Annotated in this window: 19 protein-coding genes; 9 read left to right on the top strand and 10 right to left on the bottom strand. The window is 71.0% G+C overall.

All coding sequences use genetic code 11. The features are described from left to right. The first annotated feature begins 101 nt into the window (after positions 1-101). Positions 102-434 (top strand): DUF2516 family protein, encoded by a 333-nt coding sequence (locus tag BA175_RS12765; protein WP_069172085.1) that lies wholly within the window; start codon positions 102-104, stop codon positions 432-434. Here the strand turns inward: BA175_RS12765 and BA175_RS12760 are convergent. The 3 genes from BA175_RS12760 to BA175_RS12750 all read right to left on the bottom strand — a co-directional run bounded on the left by BA175_RS12760 (position 416) and on the right by BA175_RS12750 (position 4,362). Beyond that, positions 416-1,756, bottom strand: a complete 1,341-nt coding sequence (locus BA175_RS12760; protein ID WP_069171405.1) for a PP2C family protein-serine/threonine phosphatase — start codon at positions 1,754-1,756, stop codon at positions 416-418. The two genes, BA175_RS12765 and BA175_RS12760, sit on opposite strands and share 19 nt — an antisense overlap. A gap of 529 nt (positions 1,757-2,285) precedes the next feature. Then, on the bottom strand, positions 2,286-3,359 hold the full coding sequence (locus BA175_RS12755) for a C40 family peptidase (RefSeq protein WP_069172084.1): 1,074 nt from the start codon (positions 3,357-3,359) through the stop codon (positions 2,286-2,288). Positions 3,360-3,573: 214 nt separating this feature from the next. After that, on the bottom strand, positions 3,574-4,362 hold the full coding sequence (locus BA175_RS12750) for a class I SAM-dependent methyltransferase (RefSeq protein WP_069171404.1): 789 nt from the start codon (positions 4,360-4,362) through the stop codon (positions 3,574-3,576). Positions 4,363-4,588: 226 nt separating this feature from the next. Between BA175_RS12750 and mshA the strand changes: the two genes are divergently transcribed. From mshA to BA175_RS12735, 3 genes are all read left to right on the top strand, one after another. Next, positions 4,589-5,980: a D-inositol-3-phosphate glycosyltransferase gene (gene mshA / locus BA175_RS12745; RefSeq protein WP_069171403.1), complete on the top strand. Its 1,392-nt coding sequence runs from the start codon at positions 4,589-4,591 to the stop codon at positions 5,978-5,980. Positions 5,981-6,053: 73 nt separating this feature from the next. Beyond that, positions 6,054-6,563: a YbjN domain-containing protein gene (locus BA175_RS12740; RefSeq protein WP_069171402.1), complete on the top strand. Its 510-nt coding sequence runs from the start codon at positions 6,054-6,056 to the stop codon at positions 6,561-6,563. Between the two features lie 445 nt (positions 6,564-7,008). Next, positions 7,009-7,788, top strand: a complete 780-nt coding sequence (locus BA175_RS12735; RefSeq protein ID WP_069171401.1) for a hypothetical protein — start codon at positions 7,009-7,011, stop codon at positions 7,786-7,788. Between the two features lie 363 nt (positions 7,789-8,151). Here BA175_RS12735 and BA175_RS12730 read toward each other — a convergent pair whose 3' ends face one another. The 3 genes from BA175_RS12730 to BA175_RS12720 form a co-directional block, all read right to left on the bottom strand. Beyond that, positions 8,152-8,394: a hypothetical protein gene (locus BA175_RS12730; protein ID WP_069171400.1), complete on the bottom strand. Its 243-nt coding sequence runs from the start codon at positions 8,392-8,394 to the stop codon at positions 8,152-8,154. Further along, positions 8,391-8,639: a hypothetical protein gene (locus BA175_RS12725; protein ID WP_069171399.1), complete on the bottom strand. Its 249-nt coding sequence runs from the start codon at positions 8,637-8,639 to the stop codon at positions 8,391-8,393. Before BA175_RS12725 ends, BA175_RS12730 begins: the two co-directional genes overlap by 4 nt. Before the next feature lie 611 nt (positions 8,640-9,250). After that, positions 9,251-9,769 carry a DUF3592 domain-containing protein gene (locus BA175_RS12720; RefSeq protein ID WP_254667858.1) on the bottom strand — a complete coding sequence of 173 codons (519 nt, stop codon included), beginning with the start codon at positions 9,767-9,769 and terminating at the stop codon, positions 9,251-9,253. A 477-nt stretch (positions 9,770-10,246) separates the two neighbouring features. Between BA175_RS12720 and BA175_RS12715 the strand changes: the two genes are divergently transcribed. Further along, positions 10,247-10,591: a hypothetical protein gene (locus BA175_RS12715; RefSeq protein WP_139131387.1), complete on the top strand. Its 345-nt coding sequence runs from the start codon at positions 10,247-10,249 to the stop codon at positions 10,589-10,591. 311 nt (positions 10,592-10,902) lie between these two features. Then, positions 10,903-12,558, top strand: coding sequence for a carboxylesterase/lipase family protein (locus tag BA175_RS12710; RefSeq protein WP_175420813.1), 1,656 nt, complete (start codon positions 10,903-10,905; stop codon positions 12,556-12,558). A 232-nt stretch (positions 12,559-12,790) separates the two neighbouring features. Here BA175_RS12710 and BA175_RS12705 read toward each other — a convergent pair whose 3' ends face one another. Continuing rightward, positions 12,791-13,552 (bottom strand): phosphoglyceromutase, encoded by a 762-nt coding sequence (locus tag BA175_RS12705; RefSeq protein ID WP_069171396.1) that lies wholly within the window; start codon positions 13,550-13,552, stop codon positions 12,791-12,793. A 197-nt stretch (positions 13,553-13,749) separates the two neighbouring features. Here BA175_RS12705 and BA175_RS12700 point away from each other — a divergent pair, with 197 nt between their 5' ends. Beyond that, positions 13,750-15,186, top strand: a complete 1,437-nt coding sequence (locus BA175_RS12700; protein WP_079159515.1) for an MDR family MFS transporter — start codon at positions 13,750-13,752, stop codon at positions 15,184-15,186. A gap of 292 nt (positions 15,187-15,478) precedes the next feature. Here BA175_RS12700 and BA175_RS31125 read toward each other — a convergent pair whose 3' ends face one another. Continuing rightward, entirely contained in the window at positions 15,479-15,628 is a 150-nt protein-coding gene (locus BA175_RS31125) for a hypothetical protein (RefSeq protein ID WP_175420812.1), read from the bottom strand. Between the two features lie 164 nt (positions 15,629-15,792). Beyond that, positions 15,793-16,473 carry a phosphate signaling complex protein PhoU gene (gene phoU, locus BA175_RS12695; RefSeq protein ID WP_069171395.1) on the bottom strand — a complete coding sequence of 227 codons (681 nt, stop codon included), beginning with the start codon at positions 16,471-16,473 and terminating at the stop codon, positions 15,793-15,795. A 199-nt stretch (positions 16,474-16,672) separates the two neighbouring features. Between phoU and BA175_RS12690 the strand changes: the two genes are divergently transcribed. Beyond that, positions 16,673-17,944, top strand: coding sequence for a sensor histidine kinase (locus tag BA175_RS12690; RefSeq protein ID WP_069171394.1), 1,272 nt, complete (start codon positions 16,673-16,675; stop codon positions 17,942-17,944). Beyond that, positions 17,941-18,621 carry a response regulator transcription factor gene (locus BA175_RS12685; protein ID WP_069171393.1) on the top strand — a complete coding sequence of 227 codons (681 nt, stop codon included), beginning with the start codon at positions 17,941-17,943 and terminating at the stop codon, positions 18,619-18,621. Before BA175_RS12690 ends, BA175_RS12685 begins: the two co-directional genes overlap by 4 nt. 68 nt (positions 18,622-18,689) lie before the next feature. Here BA175_RS12685 and BA175_RS12680 read toward each other — a convergent pair whose 3' ends face one another. After that, positions 18,690-19,349, bottom strand: coding sequence for a DUF461 domain-containing protein (locus tag BA175_RS12680; protein WP_069171392.1), 660 nt, complete (start codon positions 19,347-19,349; stop codon positions 18,690-18,692). Positions 19,350-20,071 lie beyond the last annotated feature (722 nt).

Here is a 20,071-nt window from a genome sequence, read left to right as displayed (position 1 = left end):
GGGCGTGAACGCAGACGGTCCGGGCACCTTCGGGTGTGCCGGATCGTTGTCCCGGTACCTTGGCCGCGAGGCGCTCATCCACTGACTAGGCGGTGTTCACCGTGTTGCTCGAAGCATTCGGCTCGATCCTCCAGCTGCTGTACCTGGCCATGCTCGTTCTGGCCGTGGTCGCGCTCGTCTTCGCGGTGACGGCGCGTGAGGACGCCTACCGGGCGGCGGACAAGCAGAAGAAGTCCTTCTGGCTGATCATCCTCGGGATCACCGTCTTCGTGAACCTCGTCATCCCGATCCTGTTCCTGCAGATCGCGGGCGTGATCGCGTCCATCGTCTTCATGGTGGACGTGCGACCGGCGCTCAAGGCGGTGTCGGGCGGCGGCCGACGCGGGGGTTCCAGCAGTGACGGGCCCTACGGCCCCTACAACGGCGGGCGCTGAGCGCTCGCGGGTGAGGCCGGGACGGGGCGGGAGCGCACGGCGTTCCCGCCCCGTCGGCGTATGCGGGACTCGTCGCGTTCCAGCAGCAGGACCGCCACGTCGTCGGTCAGCTCGCCGCCGTTCAGCTCCTGCACCTGCGTGACCGCGGCCGCCAGCAGCGCTTCGCCGCCGAGTCCCTGGTCCAGCCGGCCGTCGACCAGCGCCACCATGCCGTCCTGGCCGAGCCGCTGGGTCCCCGTCGCTCCGACGCGTCCCTCGATGAGCCCGTCGGTGTACATCATCAGGCTCCACGACCCGCCCAGCTCCACCTGGCGGCGCGGCCACCGGGCGCGCGGCAGCAGGCCGAGAGCCGGGCCGCCGTCGTCGTTCGGAAGCAGATGGGCGGCCCGGCCCCGGCGGGCGATGAGGGGGGCGGGGTGGCCCGCGAGGCAGAGCCCGGCCCGCCGGCCGTCGGGGGCGATGTCCACGGTGCAGAGCGTCGCGAAGATCTCCTCGCTCTGCCGTTCGTGCTCCAGGACCTGCTGCAGGGTGCAGAGGAGCTCGTCGCCGCAGAGCCCGGCCAGGGTCAGGGCCCGCCAGGCGATGCGCAGCTCGACGCCGAGCGCCGCCTCGTCCGGCCCGTGACCGCAGACGTCGCCGATCATCGCGTGGACCGTTCCGTCAGGCGTGCGGACCGTGTCGTAGAAGTCCCCGCCGAGCAGGGCCCGGCTGCGGCCGGGCCGGTAGAGAGCGGCGAAGCCCAGGTCGGAGCCGTCGAGGAGGGGGGTGGGCAGCAGGCCCCGTTCCAGTCGTGCGTTCTCCTCGGCGCGCAGGCGGGACTCGGTGAGCTGGTGCTGGGCGGTGTCCGCGCGCTTGCGTTCGACCGCGTACCGGATGGCGCGGCTGAGGAGGCGCCCGTCGAGTTCCCCCCGGAAGAGGTAGTCCTGGGCCCCCACCCGTACGGCGTCCGCGGCTCGCTCGACGTCGTCGGCGGCGGTCAGGGCGAGGACGGCGTGGCGCGGAGCGATGCGCAGGACGTACTGGAGGGTGGCCAGTTCGTCCGGACGCCCCGCCCCGTCCTCCCCGCCCTCGGCACGTACGCCGGAGGGCGGTGCCAGGTCGAGGTCGAGCAGGATGCAGTCCACGTCGTCCGTGAGGAGCCGGGTCGCCTCGGTGAGGTTGCGGGCCGTCCGGACGCGGATCCTGGAACCGGCGGCGGACGGGAGCTCGGGAACGGTGAAGGTGCCCGCAGGGTCGTCCTCGATCACCAGGACGGTGAGGTCGGTGCCATGAGCGGTCTCCGCAGCGGAAGCGGCACGTTGCTGCGGTACGGGTACGGGCATCGGTTCGGGTTTCCTTCCCTCCCCCCGAGGGTGCGGCGGGACGACGATCGACGACCCGCCAGACGGGGACGATAGCGGTCCCCGGCAGGGGAACGGAATGGTGTACGAAGATCCGCAGCGGACACGTGCGCGGCCATAAGCCGCTTCCTGCCACGGATCCGGCGCGATCCGCGGTCCCCGAGCGGGTGGGCAGGCCATGACAAACATCACGCCCCGCCCGGCCTCCGTGCCGCCTCGACGGCGGCCCGCAGCGCCGCCGTCGTACCGCCTCGGCCGGTGCGGCCACGGCCGGGCGCCGCCTCGACACGGGCTGTCGTGCACCGGCCGGCCGCGGTGCCGACTCGACCGGGGCCTCGCAGCGCCGCCGTCGTACCGCCTCGGCCGGGCGCCGCCCCGACGGCCGCCGCCGCGCCGCGTCGGCCGTACGTCCGCTACCCGCCGGAGACTGCCCGCCCCGCTGCTACTGGCCGGAGACTGCCCGCCCCCCGCTACCCGCCCGGGGCTGCCCGCCCCGCTCGGGGCCGGGCGGTCACCGGTCCGGGCGGACCACACCGAGGATCTTCATGGAGCCCGCGCCCGCCAGCGTGACGTTCCGGCCGGGCCGTGGCGCGTGCACGATGAAGCCGTCGCCGACGTACATGCCGACGTGGCTCGCGTCGCCGTGGTAGATGATCAGGTCGCCGGGCCGCATGTCCTGGACGGGTATGCGCGGCAGCTGCCGCCACTGCTCCTGCGAGGTCCGGGGGATGGGGCTCTTCGCCGCGGCCCAGGCCTGCGAGGTCAGCCCGGAGCAGTCGTACGAGCCCGGGCCCTCGGCTCCCCATACGTAGGGCTTGCCGATCTGGGCGGTCGCGAAGGCCACCGCCTGCCTGCCCGCCGGGCTCGCCTCGCGGTTGATGTCGGAGAGCGCCCCGGAGGAGAGCCAGGCGGACTGCGCGGTGGAGGCCGCGTCCTGCTCCATGCGCAGGAGCCGGGCCCGCTCGTCCTTCGCGAGCTGCGATTCGATCTTCTTCGCCGCCGCTATCTGCGCGTTGATGCTCTTCTTCGCCTCGGCCTGCTCGATGCGGTGGGACTCGAGCTTCTTCCGGTTGAGCTGCGCGTCCTTGGTGTAGGTCTCCAAGTCCTCCTGTGACTGGGTCAGTTCGGCCAGGAGGCCCTTGGTCGCCTGCTGACTCTGCCTGACCTGGTTCACCCCGTCCAGGAAGAGGTTCGGGTTCCCGCTCAGCACCAGCTGGGCGCCCGCGGGCAGTCCGCCGCTGCGGTACTGCTCGCGGGCCTGGGCTCCGGCCCTGCTCCTCAATTCGTCGATCTTCGCCTGCCCGTCGGCGATCGCCTTGGTCAGGCGGACGATTTCGCCGGACTGCTTCCTGGACTGCTCCTCGGCGAGGTTGTACGCGTCCGTGGCCGCACCCGCCTTGCGATAGAGGGTGTCGATCTCCTCGCGCACTTCCTCCAGGCTCTTCCTGCCCGGCGCGGCAGGGGCGGACGGAGCGGTCGGGACCGGCTCGGGGACCGGGGCCGCCATGGCCTGGACCGGAGCGGTCAGCACAGCCAGTGCACAGACCAGAGTGACCGCGGCGGCGGCACAGTGGCGTCGGTTCACGAACTCCCCCTCCGGGCGCAAGGCGACGAAAGCCTGAGCACGGCCATCCGACTTACCTTCAGTAACGTTCAGGTGACGACGCGATCGTGTCATGTCGTCCCGTAAAGCGACAGAGGCCCGGGCCACCCGGCACGTCATACAGGGGGACGAACGGTGCCGCACCGGTGTTCCCGGATCGGGCCGGTTTTCCGCACGGCCTTCGCCGGCCGTCCGTTCAGAGGGGCGGACCGGGCCGCAGCGCTGCCCACCGCACCGTCAGTTCGCCCTGCCGCCACCGCCGTACGTCGTCCGTCAGGGGCCAGTCGGCGGAGACGGACCGGACCGCCGTGATCCACCGCTGACGCGCACCCAGCGAGGCGTACGGGGACGCGGCCGCCCAGGCCCGGTCGAGGTCGCGCAGGAAGGCGTGGACGGGTTCGCCCGGCACATTGCGGTGGATCAGGGCCTTGGGGAGGCGCTCCGCGAGGTCGGAGGGGCGCTCCAGCGAACCGAGCCGGGTCGCGAAGGTGACCGTGCGCGGCCCCTCCGGTCCCAGTGCCACCCAGACGTGCCGGCGCCCGATCTCGTCGCAGGTGCCCTCGACGAGCAGACCGCCCGGGGCGAGCCGTGCACACAGCCGCTGCCAGACGGCGTCCACCTCGTCCTCGTCGTACTGGCGCAGCACGTTCGCGGCCCGGATCAGGTCCGGGCGACCGGGCAGCGGGATCTCGAAGCCGCCGTGGACGAAGGTGAGGCCCGCACGCTCGTACGGCTTCGCGGCGGCGACCCGCGCCGGATCGATCTCGACGCCCACGACGGCCGTGCGCGGCTCGACGGTACGCAGCCGTGCCAGCAGTTCGACGGCGGTCCAGGGTGCCGCGCCGTAGCCGAGGTCCACCGCGAGGGGGGAGTCGCTGCGGCGCAGGGCGGAGCCGTGGGTGGCGGCGATCCAGCGGTCCATGCGGCGCAGCCGGTTGGGATTCGTCGTCCCGCGGGTCGCGGTGCCGATGGGGCGCGGGTGCATGACTGCGAGCGTAGGCGAAGCGCGGCAGGGGGAGCGGGCGGGGCGGACGGGGAGGACGGAGCGGGCGGGCCGGGCGGCGGGGCAGGAGGATGTCCGGGGCACCCCGGTCATACCGTAATGATTTGGCAAAACGGAAATGAAAGGCCGGGTTCCGCTGTTCGGACCCTTGGACGGGGTCGTGTGCGCCCCCTGCCTGTCATGCCCCGAGCGAGGAGGAGCGGACCACATGAGCCAGTACGTCTCTCGGCTCGGCAGCGGCCGTGTGGCGCCCCGCCTCCGGTTCCCGAGTGGTCTCGCGGGCGGTCACCGCAAGCCGCGTCGTGTCGCGATGCTCTCCGTCCACACCTCTCCGCTGCACCAGCCGGGCACCGGTGACGCGGGCGGCATGAACGTCTACATCGTGGAGCTGGCCGAGCGCCTCGCCGCGATCGGCATCGAGGTGGAGATCTTCACCCGCGCGACCACCGGTGCCCTGCCTCCGGTGGTGGAACTGGCGCCCGGTGTCCTCGTACGCCATGTCGACGCGGGTCCGTACGAGGGCCTGGCCAAGGAGGAGCTGCCCGCCCAGCTCTGCGCCTTCACGCACGGCGTGATGCAGGCCTGGGCCGGTCAGCGTCCCGGCTACTACGACCTCGTCCACTCCCACTACTGGCTGTCCGGCCAGGTCGGCTGGCTCGCCGCCCAGCGCTGGGGTGTCCCGCTCGTCCACGCCATGCACACCATGGCCAAGGTCAAGAACGCCGCCCTGGCCCAGGGCGACACCCCGGAGCCCGCGGCCCGGGTCATCGGCGAGACGCAGATCGTGCACGCCGCCGACCGGCTCATCGCCAACACCGCAGGGGAGGCGGACGAACTCGTCCGCTTCTACGAGGCCGACCCGGCCGCCGTCGCCGTCGTCCACCCCGGCGTCAACCTGGACCGCTTCCGCCCCGTCCCCCGGGGTTCCGGCCCGCTCCACCCCGGCGGGGCCGCGACCGCCCGCGCGGCAGCCCGGGCCCGCCTCGGACTGCCGCAGGACGCCCTGATCCCCCTCTTCGCCGGCCGGATCCAGCCGCTGAAGGCCCCCGACGTGCTGCTGCGCGCCGTCGCCGTACTTCTGGAACGGGACCCGTCGCTGCGCTCGCGCATCCTCGTGCCGGTGGTCGGCGGCCCCAGCGGAAGCGGGCTGGCCAAGCCGGAGGGTCTGCAGAAGCTGGCCGCACGGCTGGGCATAGCCGATGTCGTACGGTTCCAGCCGCCGGTCGGCCAGGACCTGCTCGCCGACTGGTTCAGGGCCGCGTCCGTGCTGGTGATGCCGTCGTACAACGAGTCCTTCGGGCTCGTCGCCATAGAGGCCCAGGCAGCAGGCACACCGGTGGTGGCCGCGGCGGTCGGCGGCCTGCCGGTGGCGGTGCGGGACGGGGTCAGCGGCTTCCTGATCCCCGGCCACGAGCCGGAGGCGTACGCCCGCGCGCTCAGCCGGTTCGCGGACAGCCCGGAGCTGGTCGACCGGATGGGGGCGGCGGCCGCCGAGCACGCCCAGTCGTTCGGCTGGGACACTGCGGCTTCCGCTACGGCCGACGTGTACACGGCGGCGATGTGCGACCACCGGCGCCGCGCACGGTCGCACCGCGGCTGACGCCCGTTGCCGCCGTCGATGCCGCAGGGCCGTTCCCGGCCGCGGCCCCGGGCCCGTGTCGTACGCTCGGACCATGGCTGACGTATCCGAGGAAATCGCAGCGGCGCAGGTCATCGAGGCAGTGCTGGACGAGGCGGAGCTCGCCTGGGAGAGCCCCGGCCCGGGCAACTACGTCGTCACGCTGCCCGGCACCCGGAAGCTCTCCACCACGTGCTCCTTGCTCGTCGGCAAGCACTCCCTCTCCGTGAACGCCTTCGTCATCCGCCACCCGGACGAGAACGACGCGGCGGTGCACCGCTGGCTCCTCGAGCGCAATCTGCGGCTTTTCGGGCTGAGTTACGCGATCGACAGCCTCGGCGACATCTACCTCGTCGGAAAGCTCCCGCTGTCCGTGGTCACCCCGAAGGAGCTGGACCGGCTGCTCGGCACGGTTCTGGAGGCGGCGGACGGGGCCTTCAACCCGCTCCTCGAACTGGGCTTCGCGAGCGCGATCCGCAAGGAGTACGCCTGGCGGGTGGAGCGCGGCGAGTCGACCCGGAACCTCGACGCGTTCACCCACCTGACGCAGCGTCCCACCACCTGATCCCCGGCTTCCCCGCATGCGCCGACGGGGCGGCACCCTACGGCGCGACTGCCGGCAGCGGCGCGGACGGGGGTCCTGGCGGATCGGTGTCCGGGCCTCGGTGAAGCCCGGTAACACCCGTTCCGAGGCCTGCGGAGACCCGGAGGCGGTCCCGGGGGCGGGCCGTCCGCCGGTACGTCCGCGGAGCCTGGCACGTCCACCTCCGCATCCACGTCCACCTCCGCATCCACGGGCGGTACTTCTCCGGCTGAGCTCCGATGTAGGCGCCCGCAGACATCCCGTGAGGTCATCACGGAGGAGTCACGATCACATCCCGTGACCGTTCACGGTGACCGTCCGACACGCGTCCGCTCGTAGAGTGTCGTCCACTGCGACAGCACTCCCTGGACGAAGCAACTCCGTCACGGTGACGGGCTGTTGCTCCTTCCGGATGGAGAGATGAACCATGCGCGCCACTGCCGTACGCCGTACCGCCCTTGCCGCCTCCGCGGCTTCCCTGGCCCTGCTGGCCACCGCCTGCGGGGGTTCCGACGCCGACACCGGCTCCGGTGACAAGGGCGACGGTGCCGCGTCGGGCGGCTCGCCGAAGCCGGTGGTCAAGGCGCTGACCGCGGCGGAGCTGGAGAAGGCGTCGCTGGAGCAGGGTGACGTGGCGGGCCACAAGGTCGCGAAGACCGGTGCCAAGAACCTCGTGGGGCCTGACGAGGTCTCCGTGGACAAGAAGGAGTGCGAACCGTTCGGGCTCGCCTACGCCGGAGCGAAGCGGGGCACCCCGGTCGCCACCGCGGGCCGCGAGGTCGTGCAGGAGCCCAAGAAGGGTGCGGGCAAGGACCCCGCGGACGTCATGAAGGCCGCCTTCGACGTGACGTCGACCCTGGTCACGCTCGCCTCCTACGAAGGCGACGGTGCCGCGAAGAGCGTGGCCGAGCTCCGTGACTCGGCGGCCGCGTGCGCCGCCGGCGGTTTCACCGTGACGATCAAGGGCGACAAGACGAAGATCCTCAAGCTGGCCGAGGAGAAGGTGACGGGCGGTGAGGAGACGGTGGCCTGGACGGTGACGGCTGAGCAGGACGGCACCAAGACGCCTCTCAAGCTGGTGAGCCTCCGTCAGGGCGGCACGGTCGCGACGTTCTTCGCTCTGAACCTCGGTGTCGTGGCCAGCGGGAAGGCCGACTTCGACATGCCGTCCGAGGTGGTCGCGGCTCAGGTCGAGAAGCTCGGCTGACCTTCCGGGCGGGGCGAGCAGGCGGGGGCGGGGCGGACGGCCGTTGCCTTCCCCGCCCCCTTTCGCCTGTCCGCCCAGGGCCGGCGAGCATGACGGGGGGACGACCGCCACTGGGCCCGCCGGCTGTGACGGGGCCCGCGCGTCGCCCCGCACGAAGCAGCCGAGAACGGTCGCGGCGAGCGGTGACGCCGTCCGGGGACGGAGACGGCCGGTGCGGACGGCCCTTCCGTGCCACGGAACCACATCACGGAGGCGAACAGGGCGAGCGGAACGCGGCGATCCGCGCAGCTTTCCGGGACCTCGGGGCCACCACCGACCCTCACCGACAGCGGAACTGCGCGGGGCCGGAGGGCTGCCGGCGGCTCAGGGCAGGGGGACGAGTCTGACCACGGTGACCGTCAGCACGGATCCGGAGACGTAGTAGAGGACGATCGCCCCGTAGACCGTCGCCTCGCGCCGGTCGCGTTCGCGCTTGACGGCGGACGAGGCGTGACCGTACGGGTCCCGGCCAAGGGTGCGCGCCATCTCGTCGCGGAACGAGTCGCCGTCCCGCATCTTGGCCAGGGTGTCGTCCGCGGGCGGGGCGTAGGAGATGCGGAAGCTCAAGCGACGCTCCGCCTCTCGGCCTCGTCCTGCGCCAGCCGGTCCAGGATCTGCTCGGCCTCCGGATCGGGCACGGACTCGAGCATCCAGTGCCGCATGACGGCCTGGATCTCATGGACGCCGGCGTCGTTGATCGCCTGGTCGAATTCCTCGCGTCTCTCCTCGGGCAAGGCGGCACGGATCGCCGGGATGCTGTTCGGCACCTCGACCTCGGCGCCGCCGACGAAGGTTTTCAGAGCCTCACCCATGATCGCTCTCCCCGGTCTCCTCGCGCTCTGCCCCGGTGTGTACCCGCCGCGCGACGCACGGTGCGGTGCCAACAGCCGGGCGCAGTGGGCACGTTCCCTCGCGGCACCGAGGGAAGGGTACGGCGGAGCATGCACTGTACTGCCCGCCGGTTCGACTCAGTGTGCCCTGGGCACCCGGCGGGGCAGTAGGGGGCGTCCGCCGGCCGTGACACAACGGCAGAGCGAGCCCCCCACAGGACGCGACGAGGCGGAGGAGCGCTCTCATCGGTCCCAACTGCACCCGGAACGACGTGACTACGTGGGCTTTCGGACCGGAATGCGGCGGACCGTCAGCTGGGGACAGGTGGCGCGGGCCGCCACGCCTCGGTGAGGCGAACCTCGTTCACGTGCCCCCTCTATGCGGTCACCGCCGTGGTCATGCAACGTCCGGGTCGCCGAGCGCTCGCAGGAGGCCTCCTCCTGGCCGTGGTGCGACCGCACGCACCGGGTGAGGCTCCTCTTGATGCGGACAGCGCCGGTCACAGCACGGGTTCTCGCGGCGCACGGGGAGGTCGTTTCCACGGGCAGCGCCGCGAGCCGCCTGCGTCCGTCGTCGCAGATAGGGAGGGGTGTCAGCGATCCTCGGACGCACTGCCGGGAGCCGGGTCCGCGCGCCGTTGCCTCACCGCGTAGACCAGCGCCACGACCGACATCACCAGGGCGAACAGGGCCGTCCCGGCCGACACCACCGCCAGCACGGCTGCCCCGCCGCCTCCGAGGTCGTCTTCGCGGACAGCCACCTGCGGGTCGTCAGCCCGGTATCGGACGGTGAGATGCGTGCCGACCGAGCTCTTGCCGCCGCCGCTGCCCGCAGGCAGATCCGCCACTACCGTCCGGCCGTCGGCCTCGAACTCGACCTGGCAATGGCCCACCATGCAGGAGCCGCCCCTGTACAGAGTCGCGGGAGCACGCTCGCCGTCCTGGAAGGAGCGCAGATGCTGGGCCGCCGGGAGCGTTACCAGCACCGCGAACGCGGCTGACACCGCTGCGATACCCAGGAACGCCAGCGTGGCCGCAACTGGCCGCACCTTCCTCTCGTTCCCCTTGTTCTGCCGCGCGCCCGGGGTGCCCGCGCCCGCTATGCCGCCCATATCCCTCACCGTCCGCATCAGTTCTTCAGGGTCGTGCCGGGAATCCCGGTGCTTCGATCTTCACAGGTGGTGGCGCTGGCCGTCTCATTCTGAGTGACCGTCACCAGCGCCTGGCGGGCAGCATCGGACGGTCCATCCACAAGGTCACCGATGTCCCGCTTCCGGCTGTCGTGCCCTGGTGACAACCGTGCCGCAGCGTCCTTTCCTCCTTCTCGACACGCACCATCCGCTCATCCCGTCCGGACGTCGTCCCGGCACCCGCAGGCCTCTGCCACCGGCGCCCCCTCGACGTCTTCCGACCAGGGGAACCCGCTCCGGGAGCGGTGTGACCCCGGGCTCGAGACCCGAGCGAGGCTGAAGTACGACTGCACGCCCACGGCGTGAGCAACCCCGGTCCAGGGAGGGGGGCAACTGCAGGCCACGCTTGCCTCCCGGTGCGGCAGTGTGCTCGGCTTCACGCGGTTACCGGCCGGCACCGTGGACTTGGGCGCCGTCGAGACCGGGGCGCCGGGGGTGGAAGCGCTCAAGCGGCTGCCGCACCTGGTCGGCCGTACGAATGTCGCAGCGAGGGAACGGGACCAGTCGCTGCTGCCCAGTTCCTGGCGTGGCCTGATGCGCGCCAACCCGGACGTCGAGCCATTCGACGGCATCTCAGAGCAGCGCTGCGGCTACACGATCACGCTGCGCACCGCGATCGCGGCCGAGACCCCGCAGGCCGAGGAACTGTCCCCCTGCGCATCTCGATCGAGACCCCGCAGGCCGAGGAGCTGTCCCGGAGCCGAGAAGCGGAAGCGCTGCCGATACGGGCAAGAGGTGCGGTGAGGAGGAGCCCCTGGGTGCGGGAGCGGAGCCAGGAGGGCGCGCTGGACGCACCGGGGTCCCCGTGCCGCCCGGCCTCTGTGGCCGCCTCGGTGGCCTGACGGCACCCGGCCCGCCCTACCATGCGTCCGAGATGGTGAACATGTCGTAGGAAAGGGCAGTTTGATAAGTCATGCCGCTTCCCGGCTGTAATGGTGCTGGGCATGAGATGCAGACGACCATCCACCGAAGCCGGGCTCGGTGTTCCTGGTTTCCTTTCCCCGTACTTGGCGTGGAGCGGGATCCGGGCGGGACTACGTGCCGGTGCCGTCCTCGTGGCGGTCATCGTCGCGGCGGCAGGTGCGGTCGCGTCACCGGCGACGGCGAGGGCGACGGCGACGGCGGGCGACGGCGACGGGCCCGTGGTGACGGTGAGGCAAGGCCGCCTTCAGGGAGTCGAGAACCGGGGCGTCAACCGCTTCCTCGGGATCCCCTACGCCGCCCCACCGAAGGACGAGCTGCGTTGGAGACCGCCTCAGCCCGTCCACCACTGGCCCGGGACCTGGCCGGCCAGGGCTATGGGCTCTCGATGCCCGCAGTCGGGGGAGTTCGGGGAGGATCTGCGGGTGAGCGAGGACTGCCTGTTCCTCAACGTCTACGCCCCGGCCCGGCCGTCACACAGCCCCCGACCGGTCATGGTGTGGATCCACGGCGGTTCCTTGGTCAGCGGCAGTGGCAATGACTATGACGGCAGCGCGCTGGCCGCCCGGGGCAATGTGGTGGTGACCATCAACTACCGGCTCGGGGCGCTCGGTTTCCTCGCCCTGCACAGTCTGTCGAAGGAGTCACCGGACGGCGTGTCCGGACAGTACGGCCTGATGGACCAACAGGCCGCACTGCGCTGGGTACGCGAGAACGCAGGAGCGTTCGGCGGCGACCGGGACAACGTGACGGTCTTCGGAGAGTCTGCCGGTGGCGGCAGCATCTGTGACCATCTCGCCTCCCCGCCGGCGGCGGGCCTGTTCCAGCGGGCGATTCTCCAGAGCGTCTGTGTCACGGACACTCCGGAGCAGGCCACGGCCGATCTGCAGGGCGCGGACTTCGCGCGTCAGGCCGGATGCCGGCACGCGAACGCGGCCGCCTGCCTGCGTGCCCTCCCGGCCCAGGCCATCGTGAGCACACAAGGGAATTACGGGTGGTCCCCGGCCTCCGGCGGTCCTCTCCTGCCCGAACCGGTCAGGAAAGCCGTTCGGGCCGGGCGTGTCCATCATGTACCGGTGATCGCGGGGACCACCCACGACGAGGGCACCTTCTTCGTCTACCTCCTGTACCCGGAGGGCCTCCCTCTGCCGTCGGACTTCTACCGAAAGGCGGTCGCTCACCACTTCGGAGCCGGTGAGCAAGTCGTTCAGGACATCATGGACCGGTACCCGCTGGTCAGGTACGAGGGTGATCCACGCAAGGCTCTCAGCGCAGCCCTCGGTGACGGTGCCTTCTCATGTGCCGTCAACCTGTCCAACAAGCAGTTGTCGCCCGAGCAGCCGGTCTACGCCTACGAGTTCAACGACCGGCATCCGGTTGCCAGTAGCGATGTCCCCTGGTGGCCGGACGGTCCCCTGGGCGCGTACCACGGCTCGGAGCTCCCCTACGTCTTCCAGCGGAAGCTCGGTCAAGGGCACACGGAGAAACCGGCTTTCAATGCGGCCCAGCAGGTGCTGTCCGACACCATGGCCGGCTACTGGAGCCGTTTCGCCGCGACGGGGACCCCCAACGGCGACCACGCCCCGCACTGGCCGCGGTTCACCGTGGCCGCGCCTTCGGTGCAGTCCCTGGCCCCGGGTGCCCGCGGCGTCCGACCCGAGAGTGACTTCTCGGCGGAGCACCAGTGCGGCTTCTGGGAGCCCCTGTGGCTGCGGAAGGATCCCATCAAGGTGAATCTGGGACCGCTCCCGGAACTCCGGCCCGTTCCGCCTGATCAGTTCATTCCCTGAGCGTTCTTTCCGCCTCTCCGCGACGTGCTGACCGGGTGCGGTGCGCAGACCCGGGCCCGACGCTCCGCGTATACGCGAGCGTGTGCCCTCCAGCAGGAACGCCCCGGCGAGGCGGTATCGCCGCCGTCTTCGACACGGCCCGGTGCGACCTGTCCAGCACCTGAACACCTCAGCACAGAACGAGCCCCCTGCTCGCGGAGCGACCGCAGGCAGGGGGCTCGTCCGTGGGCGCTTACTTCTTCTTGCCCTGGTTCTTCACGGCCTCGATGGCGGCCTTCGCCGCTTCCGGGTCGAGGTACGTGCCGCCCGGCTTCAGCGGGCGGAAGTCGGCGTCCAGGTCGTAGGCGAGCGGGATACCGGTCGGGATGTTGAGGCCCGCGATGTCGGCGTCGGAGATGCCGTCGAGGTGCTTGACCAGGGCGCGCAGGCTGTTGCCGTGGGCGGCGACCAGGACCGTGCGGCCGGTCAGCAGGTCCGGGACGATGGCGTCGTACCAGTACGGCATCATGCGGATGACGACGTCCTTGAGGCACTCGGTGCGCGGACGCAGCTCCGAGGGGATCGTCGCGTAGCGGGCGTCGTCGCTCTGCGAGAACTCGGTGCCGTCCTCGAGGACGGGCGGCGGGGTGTCGTACGAGCGGCGCCACAGCATGAACTGCTCCTCGCCGAACTCGGCGAGCGTCTGGGCCTTGTCCTTGCCCTGGAGAGCGCCGTAGTGGCGCTCGTTCAGCCGCCAGGAGCGGCGAACGGGGATCCAGTGGCGGTCCGCGGCCTCCAGCCCGAGCTGGGCCGTGCGGATCGCGCGCTTCTGGAGGGAGGTGTGCACGACATCGGGGAGCAGGCCGGCGTCCTTGAGCAGCTCACCGCCGCGGACCGCCTCCTTCTCGCCCTTGTCGGTGAGGTCTACGTCCACCCAGCCGGTGAACAGGTTCTTCGCGTTCCATTCGCTCTCGCCGTGGCGGAGGAGGATCAGCTTGTACGGTGCGTCGGCCATGAGTCCGAGCGTAATGGAACCCGTGAGGGCTCCGCGCGCCCGGTCACTGGGCGGACAGGCGGCGCGGCGGTGGGCCGACGTTTGACGCCCGGCGTCAATTGAGTGGTGTCCCGGGAACGGGCCTTCGTAATGTTCGGACTGCTGTCGGGCCGCTTACAGGGCCCGCACCCGTTCCGTACGTCCCCAGGGGGAAGCCCATGTCTGTCGCCGGTCTCAGAAAGGCGGCCCACGAGACGCTGTCCGGGCTCCCCGGAGCGTTCTGGTGGCTGTGGACCAGCACGCTGGTCAACCGTCTCGGGGCGTTCGTCGCCACGTTCATGGCGCTGTATCTGACCCTGGACCGGGGCTACTCGGCTTCGTACGCCGGTCTCGTCGCCGCCCTCCACGGGCTCGGCGGGGTCGTGTCCTCGCTCGGGGCCGGGGTGATGACCGACCGCCTGGGGCGCCGGCCCACGATGCTGATCGCGCAGCTCTCGACCGCCGTGTCCGTGGCCGTACTCGGGTTCATGGTGCATCCGGCGGCGATCGCGGCCGTGGCGTTCGTCGTCGGCATGGCCAGCAACGCGTCGCGCCCGGCGGTGCAGGCGATGATGGCGGACATCGTGCGGCCCGAGGACCGGGTGCGGGCCTTCTCCCTCAACTACTGGGCGATCAACCTGGGTTTCGCCGTCTCCTCCGCCGGCGCCGGCTTCATCGCGGAGTACAGCTACCTGGCCGGCTTCATGGGTGAGGCGGCCATGACACTGGTCTGCGCCGTCGTCGTCTTCCTGAAGGTTCCCGAATCCCGCCCGGAGGAGAAGCCCCGCGTCGCCGGGGTCCGTGAGCCGGACGACGTCCGGCTGGGCACCGTGCTGCGCGACGGGCGTTTCATGGGCGTGGTCGGTCTGTCGTTCCTCGTCGCGCTGATCTTCCAGCAGGGGTATGTGGGGCTGCCGGTGGCCATGGGGACGGACGGACTCTCCAGCTCCGACTACGGCACGGCCATCGCCGTCAACGGTGTGCTGATCGTGGCCCTGCAGATACCGGTGACGCGGTTCATCCAGCACCGCGACCCCCGTCGGCTTCTGATCCTCTCGTCCCTGCTCGCCGGGTACGGGTTCGGGCTCACCGCGTTCGCCGGCTCGGTCGGGGTGTACGCCATGACCGTATGCGTCTGGACCCTGGCCGAGATCGTCAACGCCCCGACGCAGACGGGCCTGGTCGTCCAGCTGTCCCCGGCGCACGGCCGGGGCCGCTACCAGGGCATGTACACGATGTCCTGGTCGGTGGCCGCGCTCATCGCCCCGCTGATGTCCGGCTTCGTCATCGACCACTACGGCGCCGCCTGGCTCTGGGGGGCGTGCGCGGCGGTCGGCACGATCGCGGCGACCGGCTACTGGCTGCTGATGCGGAGCCTGGAGACGGAGAAGGGGACGGGGACGGAGGCGGGCAGGGCGGAATCGCCGTCGCACCCCCCGGCCCGGTCGGAGAGCGAGCGGGGCTCGGCGCCCGAACCGGTCGTCACCGGAGTCGAGCCCGGTGTCCTCACTCCCGCAGCCGTAGCCGTAGCCGTAGCCGGTCCGGCCACCACCCCGCCCGTCGAGGAGCCGAAGGCCGTCAACGCGTCCGGCACCGGCCCCGCGGCCCGACCTTGAGGGCTGTCCCGCACGTCCCGGCGGGCGCGCGACGACAGCTACGGCACCTCGCCGCGTTGTCTGAACGTCCCCGTACATCCCGTATGCGGGCGTCCCTCCGCCGTGCGAGGCACCGCATCCGACGCCGCACGCCGATCCACCGGGAAGTACGGGACAACCCTCAGGCAGGCCACGGAACGGCGCTGTACGGCCGGGCACCGTACTGAGCACGGCGACCCGACGCCCGGGGGTGCCCCACGGCTCACACACCTCCGCCGTGGGGCACCCCTGCGATCCTCCGGTACCGCTCCGGTCAGCCGGAGCAGCCACCGCACTGGCACGGAGCGCCGGACTGGCAGCCGCACCCGCAGCCCGAGCCGCAGCCGCAGGCGCCGAGCACGGTCAGACGCACCACTTCGGCCGGGGGCTCCTGCTGGGGTTCGGTCATGGGGTAATCGGCCATGGTCCCTCCTCAGGGGGTACGACTCGACGGCGTACGTCATGTGCGTACGACGGGGGCGTACGGCATGGCGTGCCGCCCCCGCCCCCATTGCATGCCCAACCCGGAGGGCGCATCAACGGCGCACGCGCGGGAACAGACGTGCGACCCCCGTGGCGTCCGCGCCCCTACGCTCCCTCCGCCTGCGTCGCCGCCGCCTGGATCTCGTCCGCGTGCTCACCCGTCACCAGGTAGACGACACGCTTGGCGACCGACACCGCGTGGTCGGCGAAGCGCTCGTAGTAGCGGCCGAGCAGCGTCACGTCGACGGCCGTCTCGATGCCGTGCTTCCAGCGGTCGTCCATCAGGTGCTGGAAGAGCGTGCGGTGCAGCAGGTCCATCTCGTCGTCGTCCTGTTCCAGCTGCAGCGCCAGGTCGACGTCCTTCGTGATGATGACCTCGGCGGCCTTCGCCATCAGCCGCTGCGCCAGCTGCCCCATCTCCAGGATGGTGGCGTGCAGGTCGTGCGGTACCGCCGAGGCGGGGAAGCGCAGCCGCGCCAGCTTGGCGACGTGCTGGGCGAGGTCGCCCGAGCGCTCCAGATCGGCGCTCATGCGCAGGGAGGTCACCACGATCCGAAGATCGGTGGCGACCGGCTGCTGGCGGGCCAGCAGGGCGATGGCCCGGGCCTCGAGGTCGTGCTGCAGGTCGTCGACCTTCTGGTCCGCGGCGATCACACTCTCGGCCAGCTTGAGATCGGCGTCGAGCATGGACGTCGTCGCCCGGCCGATCGCCGAGCCGACGAGCCGGGCCATCTCGACCAGGCCCTCGCCGATCGAGTCGAGTTCCTCGTGATAAGCGTCGCGCATGGAAGTCCCTCTCCAGATCCTTACTGAGGCCGGGGTCTCTGGGCCGACCCCCACGCTCCCACGGTGCGGGCCCAACGCGTCCGGATCCGGCCCCCGAAATGAACCAACCCCATCCCCTCGGTGAACTCTGGGCGACGAGTGTTCGAGATGGCACCCGGATGGCTGGGAGAGTGTCGGCCCACCCGCATAACCTTTAAGCATGGACGTGAACGCGGCGGTCGCCGCAGCTGCTGCGATCGCCGGTGTACTCACCGGCGTGATCGCCATGCTGGCGTTCCGCTGGAGCGAGCGCGAGCAGAGACGTCCCACGCGTACGTCGCTGCGGCCGGACAGCAACGCGCCGCTGCCCCCAGGGGTGGACACGGTCCTCTCGGTGCTCAGCTCCTCCGCCGTGGTGCTCGACGAGAGCGACAGCGTCGTCAAGGCCAGCTCCGCCGCGTACGCGCTGGGTCTGGTCAGGGGCGGCCGGCTGTCGGTCGAGCCGATGCTCAACATGGCCAGGGACACCCGGCGGGACGGCGAGATACGGCAGGTCGAGCTGGACCTCCCCCGGCGGGGGACGGGGCGGGGGGAGGCACTGGCCGTCTCGGCCCGGGTCGCCCCGCTGGGTTCGCGGCTGGTGCTGCTGCTGGTCGAGGACCTCACGGAGGCCCGGCGCATCGAAGCGGTGCGGCGTGACTTCGTGGCCAACGTCAGCCATGAGCTCAAGACACCCACCGGCGCCCTGTCGCTGCTCTCCGAAGCCGTGATGGACGCCTCCGACGACCCGGAGGCGGTGGAGCGGTTCGCCGGCCGTATGCAGATCGAGGCGACCCGGCTGACCAACCTCGTGCAGGAGCTCATCGACCTCTCCCGGGTGCAGAACGACGACCCGCTGGAGGACGCGGAACCCGTACGGGTGGAGGAGCTGGTCGCAGAGGCGGTCGACCGGTGCCGCCAGCAGGCCTCCTCCAAGCAGATCACCATGGCCTCGGGCGGCACCGCGGACCTCTTCGTCTGGGGAAACCGCGGCCAGCTCGCCGCCGCTCTCGGCAATCTCGTGGAGAATGCCGTCAACTACAGCCCCGCCCGCACCCGCGTGGGCATCGCGGCCCGGCGGATCGCCGCAAGCGGCGGGGATCTGATCGAGATAGCCGTGACCGACCAGGGCATCGGCATCTCCGAGAAGGACCGCGAGCGGGTGTTCGAGCGGTTCTACCGCGTCGATCCGGCCCGCTCACGGGCCACCGGTGGCACCGGCCTCGGCCTCGCCATCGTCAAGCACGTGGCCGCCTCGCACGGCGGGGAGGTCACCGTCTGGAGCTCCGAGGGACAGGGCTCCACCTTCACTCTTCGACTGCCCGAGTCCGGTGTGGTACGCGGGCGCACCACCGGCGGACCGCTCATCGTCAACGGTCACTCCGCTGACGACGACGGCCCGTACGGCCCCGACACTCTTGAACCATTTCCTGCCCCGGAGGCTCTTCCGTGACCCGAGTGCTTGTCGTCGAGGATGAGGAATCCTTCAGCGACGCCCTGTCCTACATGCTCCGCAAGGAGGGCTTCGAGGTGGCCGTCGCGGCCACCGGCCCCGACGGCCTCGACGAATTCGAGCGCAACGGTGCCGACCTGGTCCTGCTGGACCTGATGCTCCCCGGCCTGCCCGGTACGGAGGTCTGCCGTCAGCTGCGCGTGCGCTCCAACGTGCCGGTGATCATGGTGACCGCCAAGGACAGCGAGATCGACAAGGTCGTCGGCCTGGAAATAGGAGCCGACGACTACGTGACCAAGCCCTTCTCCTCGCGGGAGCTGGTGGCCCGCATCCGCGCGGTCCTGCGCCGCCGCGGGGAACCGGAGGAGGTCACCCCGGCCGCTCTGGAGGCCGGCCCCGTGCGGATGGACGTCGACCGCCACGTCGTGACGGTGTCCGGCGGCAAGGTGGACCTGCCGTTGAAGGAGTTCGATCTCCTGGAGATGCTGCTGCGCAACGCCGGCCGTGTCCTGACGCGGATGCAGCTGATCGACCGGGTCTGGGGCGCGGACTACGTCGGCGACACGAAGACGCTGGACGTCCACGTCAAGCGGCTGCGCGCGAAGATCGAGCCTGACCCGGGTGCGCCCCGCTACCTGGTGACGGTGCGGGGACTGGGCTACAAGTTCGAGCCGTAGACCGGTGTCGTAGGGCTGTGCGCAGGGCGCCGTCCCCGAGAGGGCCGGCGCCCTGCGCATGACCCGCGTCAGTGCCCTGCGGACTCTTCGTCGGTCTGCTCGCCGGTGCCGTTCCCGCCGTCCGCCGGGGCGCCGGACTGCCCGCTCGCCGACGGGCTCGGGGCGCCCGGCGTCTCGGAGGTCTTCCCCGAGGGCGTGGTCTTCGGGGACGGCAGCGTGCTCGGGCCGAAGCCCTCGAAGAAGGTGGTCGCCGGGACGATCAGGGCGCCGAGCCCGACGTCCCCCGTCTCGCTGAGGGTGAAGACGACGTTCTGCACGTCGCCGTCGCTTCCGGCCTGACGGCCGTTCTCGATGACCGCGGAGGCGTTGCCCTTGCCTCCGAGGATGACCTGCCCGCCGGCCGGGACCTCGATCGGTCCACTGCCCTTGGCGGCGTGCAGAGCGACCTTGGCGTTCGTGCCGGGAAGCTTGACGGACTCCAGGACCTGCGCCTTGGGGCCCTCGTTGAACAGCGTGGCGATGACGACGGCCGGTCCTTCGGCGCCGTGCTCGGGCTGCGTGACGATGTTCGCGTTCTGGATCTTGATGTTCTCGACAGCGGTGGCTGCGTTGTCCGGCCTGACCTGAAGCGTCTGCGCGTTGTTGCCGGCGCTGCACGCGGAGAGCGAGGCGATCGAGAACACGAGGGCAGTGGCGGCGAGGGCGCCGTGTCGAAGGCTGCGGCTCACGGCGGCGGCAACTCCTTGAACGTTCGGACTGCGGACTTCGGACTCTTGCGGACGGGAAGGCCGAGCGACGTAAAGCCGCCCTAAGGGTGTGTCAGCGGGCTCAGGTTACCGAGCCGCCGTCCCGGCCCCGCACCCGACCCGCCCCTAGGCCGTGTTGCGAAAGTGGCGTCGTCTGCCCGGAGGGCAGGCCCGGCGGCGTCTGGTGCGTGCAATCGCAAGGCGGAGGGTCGTCCTGATACTGGGCGTATCGGGATGATCCCGACGACGCGGCGAGTGTGCGTGCCAGACGCCGCCGGGCAGACGGGACTTTCGCAACACGGCCTAGGGCCGTCGGAGCTGACAGCCGGCCCGAACGTGTCCATTCCCGCCGCGTTCGGATAAGGCGCGGCGCACCGCTCGGAAGGCGCGTGTGCACCGTCCGGCCGATGGGTGATCGATTTTCCGGCAGTGGCGCATTTCTTGCGCATAATCCACCCGGCGGCCGGGTGGTGATCAATTTCAATGACCACCGACTCTTAGGCTCGTACGTGTGATCGATGTCCGAACGGAGTACGGAAAGTTCACCATACGGAACCCGACAATACGGGACGTTTGGCCCCTTCTGAGTGACTTCCCGGACGTGTGACGCGCGTGTTTCCCGTCGCCCGCACGCCCGCTCCGACCTGCGAATATCGCCTTCCGGGAGCCCTCCGCAGCACGTTCGTGTTGCTGTTGTCAAGCCC

This window comes from Streptomyces griseus, from assembly GCF_001715295.1.
GTDB lineage: Bacteria > Actinomycetota > Actinomycetes > Streptomycetales > Streptomycetaceae > Streptomyces > Streptomyces griseus_G.
This window is presented reverse-complemented; position numbering and strand designations above follow the sequence as displayed.

Excerpts from the sequence above, each read along its gene's own strand:
- BA175_RS12735 (WP_069171401.1), top strand. The coding sequence starts at position 7,009 with ATGCGCGCCACTGCCGTACGCCGTACCGCCCTTGCCGCCTCCGCGGCT.
- BA175_RS12750 (WP_069171404.1), bottom strand. The coding sequence starts at position 4,362 with ATGCACCCGCGCCCCATCGGCACCGCGACCCGCGGGACGACGAATCCC.
- mshA (WP_069171403.1), top strand. The coding sequence starts at position 4,589 with ATGAGCCAGTACGTCTCTCGGCTCGGCAGCGGCCGTGTGGCGCCCCGC.
- BA175_RS12690 (WP_069171394.1), top strand. The coding sequence starts at position 16,673 with ATGGACGTGAACGCGGCGGTCGCCGCAGCTGCTGCGATCGCCGGTGTA.
- BA175_RS12720 (WP_254667858.1), bottom strand. The coding sequence starts at position 9,769 with ATGGGCGGCATAGCGGGCGCGGGCACCCCGGGCGCGCGGCAGAACAAG.
- BA175_RS12700 (WP_079159515.1), top strand. The coding sequence starts at position 13,750 with ATGTCTGTCGCCGGTCTCAGAAAGGCGGCCCACGAGACGCTGTCCGGG.
- BA175_RS12760 (WP_069171405.1), bottom strand. The coding sequence starts at position 1,756 with ATGCCCGTACCCGTACCGCAGCAACGTGCCGCTTCCGCTGCGGAGACC.
- BA175_RS12705 (WP_069171396.1), bottom strand. The coding sequence starts at position 13,552 with ATGGCCGACGCACCGTACAAGCTGATCCTCCTCCGCCACGGCGAGAGC.
- BA175_RS12725 (WP_069171399.1), bottom strand. The coding sequence starts at position 8,639 with ATGGGTGAGGCTCTGAAAACCTTCGTCGGCGGCGCCGAGGTCGAGGTG.
- BA175_RS31125 (WP_175420812.1), bottom strand. The coding sequence starts at position 15,628 with ATGGCCGATTACCCCATGACCGAACCCCAGCAGGAGCCCCCGGCCGAA.
- BA175_RS12740 (WP_069171402.1), top strand. The coding sequence starts at position 6,054 with ATGGCTGACGTATCCGAGGAAATCGCAGCGGCGCAGGTCATCGAGGCA.
- phoU (WP_069171395.1), bottom strand. The coding sequence starts at position 16,473 with ATGCGCGACGCTTATCACGAGGAACTCGACTCGATCGGCGAGGGCCTG.